The organism is Leucobacter sp. (assembly GCF_053528595.1).
In genome coordinates this window covers 1-8,443 of the sequence record NZ_JAIVPF010000069.1, presented here as the reverse complement: position 1 = coordinate 8,443, position 8,443 = coordinate 1, and the positions used below count along the sequence as shown (strand labels likewise).

At 71.7% G+C, this 8,443-nt stretch carries 8 protein-coding genes; 6 read left to right on the top strand and 2 right to left on the bottom strand.

The window, feature by feature from the left end; all coding sequences use genetic code 11:
* Nucleotides 1-124: 124 nt before the first annotated feature.
* The 6 genes from ACWKZU_RS14430 (at nt 125) to ACWKZU_RS14405 (ending at nt 6,295) form a co-directional block, all read left to right on the top strand.
* Nucleotides 125-1,729, top strand: coding sequence for an ABC transporter substrate-binding protein (locus ACWKZU_RS14430; RefSeq protein ID WP_449283030.1), 1,605 nt, complete (start codon nt 125-127; stop codon nt 1,727-1,729).
* Between the two features lie 20 nt (nt 1,730-1,749).
* Nucleotides 1,750-2,835 carry an ABC transporter permease gene (locus ACWKZU_RS14425; protein ID WP_449283029.1) on the top strand — a complete coding sequence of 362 codons (1,086 nt, stop codon included), beginning with the start codon at nt 1,750-1,752 and terminating at the stop codon, nt 2,833-2,835.
* Nucleotides 2,832-3,716, top strand: a complete 885-nt coding sequence (locus tag ACWKZU_RS14420; protein WP_449283028.1) for an ABC transporter permease — start codon at nt 2,832-2,834, stop codon at nt 3,714-3,716. Before ACWKZU_RS14425 ends, ACWKZU_RS14420 begins: the two co-directional genes overlap by 4 nt.
* On the top strand, nt 3,713-4,519 hold the full coding sequence (locus ACWKZU_RS14415) for an ABC transporter ATP-binding protein (protein ID WP_449283027.1): 807 nt from the start codon (nt 3,713-3,715) through the stop codon (nt 4,517-4,519). Before ACWKZU_RS14420 ends, ACWKZU_RS14415 begins: the two co-directional genes overlap by 4 nt.
* Nucleotides 4,516-5,334, top strand: a complete 819-nt coding sequence (locus ACWKZU_RS14410) for an ABC transporter ATP-binding protein (RefSeq protein ID WP_449283026.1) — start codon at nt 4,516-4,518, stop codon at nt 5,332-5,334. Before ACWKZU_RS14415 ends, ACWKZU_RS14410 begins: the two co-directional genes overlap by 4 nt.
* Before the next feature lie 169 nt (nt 5,335-5,503).
* Entirely contained in the window at nt 5,504-6,295 is a 792-nt protein-coding gene (locus ACWKZU_RS14405) for an HAD-IIA family hydrolase (protein WP_449283025.1), read from the top strand.
* 16 nt (nt 6,296-6,311) lie between these two features.
* Here the strand turns inward: ACWKZU_RS14405 and ACWKZU_RS14400 are convergent, their stop codons facing one another.
* Both ACWKZU_RS14400 and ACWKZU_RS14395 read right to left on the bottom strand, forming a co-directional pair.
* Nucleotides 6,312-6,857 (bottom strand): cysteine hydrolase family protein, encoded by a 546-nt coding sequence (locus tag ACWKZU_RS14400; protein WP_449283024.1) that lies wholly within the window; start codon nt 6,855-6,857, stop codon nt 6,312-6,314.
* A 110-nt stretch (nt 6,858-6,967) separates the two neighbouring features.
* Nucleotides 6,968-8,443: carboxyl transferase domain-containing protein (locus ACWKZU_RS14395; protein ID WP_449283023.1), on the bottom strand; the 1,476-nt coding region annotated here is incomplete at its 5' end.

The window sequence follows — 8,443 nt, the reverse complement described above, 5'->3', positions numbered from 1 at the left end:
GCTTCACAAATTAGAAGCAGTTGTCACGATATGGTTGACACTAACCCCGACAGCGAGGTCGCGCAAGTCCTGATCTCAGCCGGGTGCAACCCAGCGACACCGATACATCGAAAGGATCTGCGACATGGCATCGAAGCCGCTTCGAAAAGCCGCAGGGGTCTCCGCACTGCTCACGGCCGGCGCCCTCGTCCTCTCCGGCTGCGCAGCCGGAGGCCAGGCGGGGAACACCGGCGCGTCGACGGAGAAGTCCGGCACGCTCGTCATCGACCAGGCGTTCACCGCGCAGTCGATCGACCCCGCCACCATCTTCCAGGTGACCGACGCGATCGTCGCGAGCGGCATCTACCAGACGCTCTTCACCTACGTCGACAACGTCGCCGAGCCGCAGCCGCTGCTCGCCGAGTCGATCGAGGCGAACGACAGCGCGACCGAGTTCACCGTCACCCTCCGCGACGACGCGACGTTCGCGAACGGCAACCCGGTCACCGCGGCCGACGTGGTGTTCTCGCTGAACCGCCTGAAGCACCTCGGGGCGAGCCCCGCCTATCGCATGGAGGGCGTCACCGTCGCCGAGGTCGACGAGCGCACCGTGACGATCACCACGGAGAGCCCCGCGCCCTACATGGAGCACACGCTGACCGCGACGCCGCTGTCGATCGTCGACGACGAGACGGTACGCGCGGCCGGCGGCACCGACGCCGAGGACGCGGCCGAGACCGACCAGGCCGGCAACCTCTTCACCGAGGCCGGCACCGGCGTCGGGAGCGGTCCGTACACGCTCGACAGCTACGACACGAACTCCCAGATCGTGCTCGTGAAGAACGAGGACTACTGGGGCGACGCGCCCGCCTACGACCGCATCGTGCTGCGCAACGTCAACAACGCCCAGCAGCAGAAGGCGAACATCGAGGGCGGGGACAGCCAGATCGCTCTGGACATCCCGGGGCGCATCGCCGAGGGCATGGAGTCCGAGGCGCTGAAGGTGCAGTCCTCGCCGTCCCCCGAGGTGCTCTACCTGGCCCTCTCGCAGAAGGCCGGTGCCGCGACCGCCGATCCGGATGTCACGGAGGCGATCAAGACCGGCATCGACTACGAGGCGCTCCGCACGCTGGTCGGCGCGGGCGCGAAGGAGGCGACCGGCATCATCCCGTCGATGATGCTCGGCTCGCTCCCGGAGGGCGAGGGCCCGACGTCCGATCCCGAGGCCGCGAAGCAGATCCTCGCCGACGCGGGCAAGACCGGCACCGAGGTCACGCTCGACTACGCCAACGACTACACCCGCCTCGCCGGCATCGACTACAACGTGCTCGCGCAGGGCATCCAGACCCAGCTCGAGGCCATCGGGCTCAAGGTCACCCTGAACCCGACGCCGACCTCGACGTCGCTCCAGCGGTACATCGACGGCGAGACCGAGATGGCGCTCTGGTCGTGGCCGCCGGACATCGCCGACCCCTCCGACGTGCTGGTGTTCTCCGCCGGCAACCTGATCGGCGAGCGCGTGCACTGGCCCGCCGACGCGGCCCCCGAGGTCGCGAAGCTGGCGGAGGAGGCCCGCGCGGCCACCGGCGACGACCGCGAGGCGGCCTACACCGCCTGGAACGAGGCGATGAACGAGGAGGCGCCCTACGCCTACCTGCTCGAGCCCTCCTTCTTCCTGGTCGCGTCGACGAGCGTGGAGCACGTGAGCCACGATCCGCTCGCCGGGGTCAACCTCTCGCAGATCCGCTGACCCCGTACGGAACTCGCATCGTGACACAGACACTCCCCGGAACCGGGGCGGACGCACGGACGTCCGCCCCGGAGAAGGGCGGCGGGAGCGGATACCTCCGCTTCGTGCTCCGCCGCCTCGTCACCTCCCTCATCACGCTCTTCGGGATCACCCTCGTCTCCTTCGGCCTGGGCGTCCTCGTGCCGCTCCGGCCAGAGACGGCGAACCTGAGCCAGCAGGCCCTCGCCAACCCCGAAGCCGTGGCCGCCTTCCGCGAGAAGTTCGGCCTCGACCTCCCCATCTGGGAGCAGTACCTCAGGTACCTCGCCGGCCTCTTCCGCGGCGATCTCGGCATCTCGCAGCAGACGGGCCAGCCCATCGCCGGCGACCTCGCGAAGTACGCCCCGGCGACGCTCGAGCTCGTGCTCTGGGCGACGGTCCTCTCCGTGGTCATCGGGGTCGCGCTCGGGATCGTGGCCGCGCAGGCCCGCAACCGCTGGCCCGACCACTTCGCGCGGATCGTCTCTCTGATCGGCGTCAGCCTGCCGACCTACTGGCTCGCGCTCGTCGGCTCCACCGTCTTCTTCCGCCAGCTCGGCTGGCTGCCCGGCAGCGGCCGCCTCGACGCCGCGACCCCGCCTCCCCCGGCCGTCACCGGGTTCTACACGATCGACGCGCTCCTGGTCGGCGACTTCGCGGCCTGGGGCTCGGCGGCCGCGCACCTGGTCCTGCCCGCGACCGTCCTGGCGCTCTCGAACCTCGGCATGGTGCTCCGCTTCACCCGCAGCGCGGTGCTCGACGGACTCAACACCGACGCGGTGAAGGCGGCACGGGCGAAGGGGCTCCCCAGCACCCGCGTGCTCATGCGGTACGCCGTGCGCAGCGCATCGAGCCCGATCATCACCGTCACGGCGCTCTCCTTCGGCTTCCTCCTCGCGGCCACGGTCTACGTCGAGCAGATCTTCGCCTGGGGCGGGCTCGGGCAGTACGCCTACCGCTCCGCGACGAACCTCGACATCACGGCGATCACCGGCATCTCGGTCGTCATCGCCGTCATCTTCCTGGCCGTGAACTTCCTCGCCGACGTCCTGGCGTCGGCCTTCGACCCAAGGATCCGCCTCCAATGAGCCGCACCGACGTGATCTCCATGATCGACCAGCCCGAACGCAGTCGGCGCGGGCGCCTTCCCGGGTGGCTGCGCACGCCCTCCGTGATCGCCTCCTGCGCCGTGCTCCTCGCGTGGCTCCTCGTGATCCTCATCCCCGCGCTGACGCCGCACGACCCGCTCGCGACCGTCGGGCCGGCGCTCTCCCCGCCCGACGGCACCGCCCTGCTCGGCACGGACGCACTCGGACGCGACAACCTGAGCCGCACCCTCGCCGCGGCCCGCGTGTCCGTGCCGAACGGCCTCATGATCGTGGCCGCGGCCGCGCTCCTCGGCACCGCGATCGGCCTGGTGGCGGGCTTCTTCGGCGGGTGGATCGACGAGATCCTGATGCGCATCGCCGACCTCGTCTTCGCCTTCCCCGGCATCATCCTCGCGATGGCGATCGCCGCGGCGCTCGGTCCCAGCATCCAGAACGCGGTCATCGCGGCCGCGATCAGCTGGTGGCCCGCATACGCCCGCGCGGTGCGATCGATCGTGCTCGCGCTGCGCGAGTCGGAGTTCGTGCTGTCGAACCGGCTGTCGGGGGTCGGCCCGCTCCGGTCCATCTTCGTCGACCTGCTCCCCGCGGTGAGCGGATCCGTGCTCGTGCTCGCGATGCTCGACATCGGTGCCGCGATCCTCTTCCTCGCGGGGCTGTCCTTCCTCGGTCTCGGCGCGGTGCCGCCCGCCCCCGAGTGGGGCTCGATGATCTCCGGGGCCGTGCAGTACTTCGACCAGTGGTGGCTGGCGATCGCCCCCGGCATCGCGGTCGTCTCCGTCGTGCTGGCGTTCAACGTCATCGGCGACGCGATCCGCGACAGCCTCGAACCGCGCCTGAGCGAGAACGGAGCCGGCTCATGAGCCTGTTGGAAGTGGACCGCCTCAGCGTGCTGCGGGCGAGCGGCGCCGGCGACCCCCTCGTCTCGGAGGTGTCGTTCTCGGTCGAGGCCGGAGAGGTCGTCGGGGTCGTCGGGGAGAGCGGATCCGGGAAGACCCTCACGGGCCTCAGCCTGCTCGGCCTGCTGCCCGAAGGGCTCAGGGCGACCGGCTCGCTGCGCTTCGACGGCCGGGAGCTGCTGACGCAGAGCGGCAAGGAGTGGGAGCGCACGCGCGGCGCCGAGATCGCGATGGTGCTGCAGGATCCCTCGTCGAGCCTGCACCCCATGCTCAAGCTGGGCGAGCAGCTCACCGACCACCTGCGGCTGCATCTCGGCCTCGGCCGGCCCGAGGCCGAGGCTCGCGCGATCGAACTGCTCGAGCGGGTGCACCTGCGCGAGCCCAAGCGCCTCCTGCGGCAGTACCCCCACCAGCTCTCCGGCGGCATGAAGCAGCGCGTGTCGATCGCGATCGCGCTCGCCTGCGGGCCGAAGCTGCTGATCGCCGACGAGCCGACGACCGCCCTCGACGCCAACATCCGCACGGAGATCATCGCGCTGCTCGACGAGCTCCGCCGCGAGAGCGGCATGGGCATCATCTTCGTCACGCACGATCTCGCGATGCTGAGCTCGATCGCGGATCGGGTGAACGTGTTCCGCACCGGGGAGATCGTCGAGTCCGGTGCGGCGGATCGCCTGTTCCGCGCGCCTCAGCACCCCTACACGCGGGTCCTGCTGGACGCCGTGCCGAAGATCCCCTGGCCGCTCCCCGAGGAGGTTCAGTCATGACGCATGCCGAGAACGGCACGACCGCGCTGCTCGAGGTGAGCGACGCCGTCGTGAGCTACCGGGTGAAGGGCCGCGGCCGCTTCGTCGCCGTGCAGGGGGTCGACCTCGAGGTGCGGCCCGGCGAGATCGTCGGCATCGTGGGCGAGAGCGGCTGCGGGAAGTCCTCGCTGGCCCGCGCGCTGGTCGGGATCAACCGGCTCAGCGGCGGATCGATCCGCTTCCTCGGACGCGAGGTCACTCCGCTGCCCATCCGCCGGCGCCCCGCGCACCTCGTGCCGCTGCAGATGGTCTTCCAGGATCCCTACGCGTCGCTCAATCCTCGGCGGCGGGTCGTGCAGCAGCTCGAGGAGGTGTGGAACTCCGCGGCGCGCGCACGCGGGGAGCAGCGCTCGGAGACGTCGCGGGCCGCCGCGATCGCCGAGGTGCTCGAGCGGGTGGGCCTCGATCCCGACCTGTCCGCCCGCTATCCGCACGCGCTCTCCGGAGGGCAGCGGCAGCGGATCGCCATCGCGAAGGCGCTGCTCGCCGACCCGCAGGTCATCGTCGCCGACGAGCCGATCTCGGCGCTCGACGCCTCCTCGCAGAAGTACGTCGGCGAGCTGCTGCGGCGGCTCGTGGACGAGCTGCAGATCGGGATGGTGATCATCTCGCACGACCTCGCCGTGGTCGCGACGATCGCCGACCGCACGGCCGTGATGCGCGCGGGCCGCTTCGTGGAGCAGGGGCCGACGGAGCGGGTGTGGACCGCGCCCGAGGACCCGTACACGCTGGAGCTGCTGAGCGCGGTGCCGGAGCTCGTGGGCCGGGAGAGCTGAGCGAGGGGTTCGGGGCGCTCCCGCACCAGTGCGAGTCGCAGGATCCACACGCCTGGATTCTGCGACTCGTTCCTCGCGCAGGATGACGGATGACCGGCACCAATCCTTCGGCGACGGATCCTGCGCACCGCGAAACCGGTCGTTCACACGGCAGCACTACGCTGGTGGCATGACCGAGATCGAGATCCCGCAGCGCCGTCGAGAGATCGAGTGCTGGCTCACGGACATGGACGGCGTGCTGGTGCACGAGAACCGGGCGATCCCGGGCGCGGCGGAGCTGATCCAGCACTGGCGCAGCCAGGAGATCCCGTACCTGGTGCTCACCAACAACTCGATCTTCACGGCCCGCGACCTCAGCGCGCGCCTCGCCGCCTCGGGCATCGCCGTGCCGGAGGACCGCATCTGGACGAGCGCGCTCGCCACCGCGGCCTTCCTCAAGCAGCAGAAGCCGGGCGGTTCGGCCTTCGTGATCGGCGAGGCCGGGATCCTCACGGCGCTGCACGACGCCGGGTACGTGATGACGGAGTCGGACCCCGACTTCGTCGTGGTGGGCGAGACCCGCAACTACTCGTTCGAGGCGATCACCAAGGCGATCCGGCTTATCATCGGCGGCGCCCGCTTCATCTCGACGAACCCCGATGCGACCGGCCCGAGCGCCGAGGGGCCGCTGCCCGCCACCGGGGCCATCAACGCGCTCATCACCGAGGCGACGGGCAAGGTGCCCTACATCGTCGGCAAGCCCAACCCCATGATGTTCCGCTCGGCGCTCAACCAGATCGGCGCGCACTCCCACAACACGGGCATGATCGGCGATCGCATGGACACCGACGTGGTCGCCGGCATGGAGGCCGGGCTGCACACCGTGCTCGTCATGACGGGGATCTCCGACCGCGCCGAGATCGAGCGCTTCCCCTTCCGCCCCGACGAGGTGCTCGCCTCGGTCGCCGATCTGCTCGAGTAGCGGCGGGGCGTCGGCCTCAGACGGCGAGGTACTCGTCGACGGAACTCACGGCCGCGAAGCTGTCGGAGAGAGCCGCGATGAAGGCGGCGTGCACGACCGCCCCGGGCACGCTCGCTCCGCCGAACTCCAGGTCGGGCGCTGCGCAGGCGTCGTGCAGCAGTCGTACGGTGAAGCCGCGCTCGGCCGCAGCGCGCACGGTCGAGTCGACGCACATGCTCGTCATCATGCCCGCCACCACGAGTTCGTCGGGGGCCGCGGCGGCGAGCCGCGCGGCGAGGTCGGTGCCCAGGAACGCGTTGGGCTCCGACTTCTGCAGCACGGCCTCGCCGTCGAGCGGCCGCACGGCCCCGTGGATCTCGACGCCGGCGGTGCCCGGTCGCATGAAGGGCGCGTCGGGGGCGTCCCAGACGTGCTGCACGTGCAGCACCTGATCCCCGGCCTCCCGGAAGGCGGCGAGCACGCGGGCCGCCGACGCCGCGGCGGCGTCCGCTCCGACGAGCGGGAAGGCCCCGCCGGGGAAGTAGTCGTTCTGAATGTCGATGATCAGCAGTGCGCGGTTCACGTGAACTCCCTCGTACGGCGGTCCGGCGGTGGGTTCAGCCTATCCGGGGCGGGCGGGTGTCCGGGTGTCGACTCCACTGCGCTCCGTTCAACCGGCGGACCGGGGCGGGATCACAGTCCGAGCCTCCGATAGCGGTCGTGGCGCAGCACGCGGCGGCGGTCGGGCTGCATCAGCTGCAGCGCGGCGATCTCCTGCGCGATGGCGTCGCCCATGCGCCGGCAGAAGGCCGCGGCCTCGTCGGCGGCATCGGGCCGCTCGACGACGATCCGATCCACGATGCCGTCCCGCCGCAGTCGCGCCGAGGCGACGCCCTGCTGTTCGGCGAGCTCCGGGGCGTGCGCGGTGTCCCGGTGCACGATCGCCGAGGCGCCCTCGGGCGGGAGGGGCGAGAGCCAGGCGTGGAGCGCTGCGAGGGTGCGGTCGGCGGGCAGGATCGCGAGGGCGCCGCCGCCGGTGCCCTCGCCGAGCAGGATCGACAGCGTCGGCCCCCGGTGGGTGACGAGGTCGGCGAGGCAGTGCGCGATCTCGGAGGCGAGCCCGCCCTCCTCCGCGGTCTGCGACAGGGCCGCACCCGGCGTGTCGATCACGGTGACGAGCGGCAGCCGCAGCTCCTCGGAGAGGCGCATGGCGCGACGCGCGGCCCGCAGCGCGCCCGGCCCGAGGGGGGCGTGGGATCGCTGCGCGCGCCGGTCCTGGCCCACCACCACCGCCGGCACGCCGCCGAAGCGGGCCAGGCAGAGCGCGAGGCCGGGATCCCGCTCCCCCTGGCCGGTCCCCGAGAGCGGCACGACGTCGGTCGCGGCGTGCCGCAGCAGCTCGCGCAGGCCCGGCCGCCGCCGGTCGCGGGTGCGGGTGACCGATGCCCAGGTCTCGGCGGAGCCGGCCGGGTCCTCGGCCGCGGATCCGGGGTCGTCGGCGCGGGCGGCGAGCGCGGCGTGCGTGGGGCGCTCCAGCAGGCGCAGGGTGCGGGCGATGACCTCGCGCAGCCCCTTGGGCGGCAGCACCCCGTCGATGATGCCGTGCCGGGCGAGGTTCTCGGCCGACTGCACGCCGTCGGGGAACCGCTCGCCGTAGAGCGCCTCGTAGACGCGCGGGCCGAGGAAGCCGACGAGCGCGCCGGGCTCGGCCACGGTGACCTGGCCGAGCGAGCCGAACGAGGCCAGCGCCCCGCCGGTGGACGGGTGCCTGAGGTAGGTGAGGTACGGCAGCCCGTCGGCCTGGTGCGCGGCGACGGCCGCGGCGATCTTCACCATCGCGACGAACGCGACGGTGCCCTCCTGCATGCGCGTGCCGCCCGAGGCGGTCGAGGCGAGCACGGGCAGGCGCTCGGCCGTGGCCCGCTCCATCGCCCGCACGAAGCGCTCCGCCGCGGCGACCCCGATGGATCCGGCGAGGAACCGGAACTCGCAGGCGATGAGCGCCACCCGGCGCCCCTCGATCAGCGCCTCGCCAGTGATGATCGACTCGTCCACCCCGCTCTTCGCCGCCGCCGCGGCGAGCTCGTCGCGATAGGCGTCGCCGAGGTCGGGCTCCGCGGGCGGCGCGTCCCAGGACTGATAGGTCTCTGGATCCGAGAGCAGCTCGAT

Coding starts and splice junctions, on each gene's coding strand:
- ACWKZU_RS14430 (WP_449283030.1), top strand. CDS start 125: ATGGCATCGAAGCCGCTTCGAAAAGCCGCAGGGGTCTCCGCACTGCTC.
- ACWKZU_RS14420 (WP_449283028.1), top strand. CDS start 2,832: ATGAGCCGCACCGACGTGATCTCCATGATCGACCAGCCCGAACGCAGT.
- ACWKZU_RS14415 (WP_449283027.1), top strand. CDS start 3,713: ATGAGCCTGTTGGAAGTGGACCGCCTCAGCGTGCTGCGGGCGAGCGGC.
- ACWKZU_RS14410 (WP_449283026.1), top strand. CDS start 4,516: ATGACGCATGCCGAGAACGGCACGACCGCGCTGCTCGAGGTGAGCGAC.
- ACWKZU_RS14405 (WP_449283025.1), top strand. CDS start 5,504: ATGACCGAGATCGAGATCCCGCAGCGCCGTCGAGAGATCGAGTGCTGG.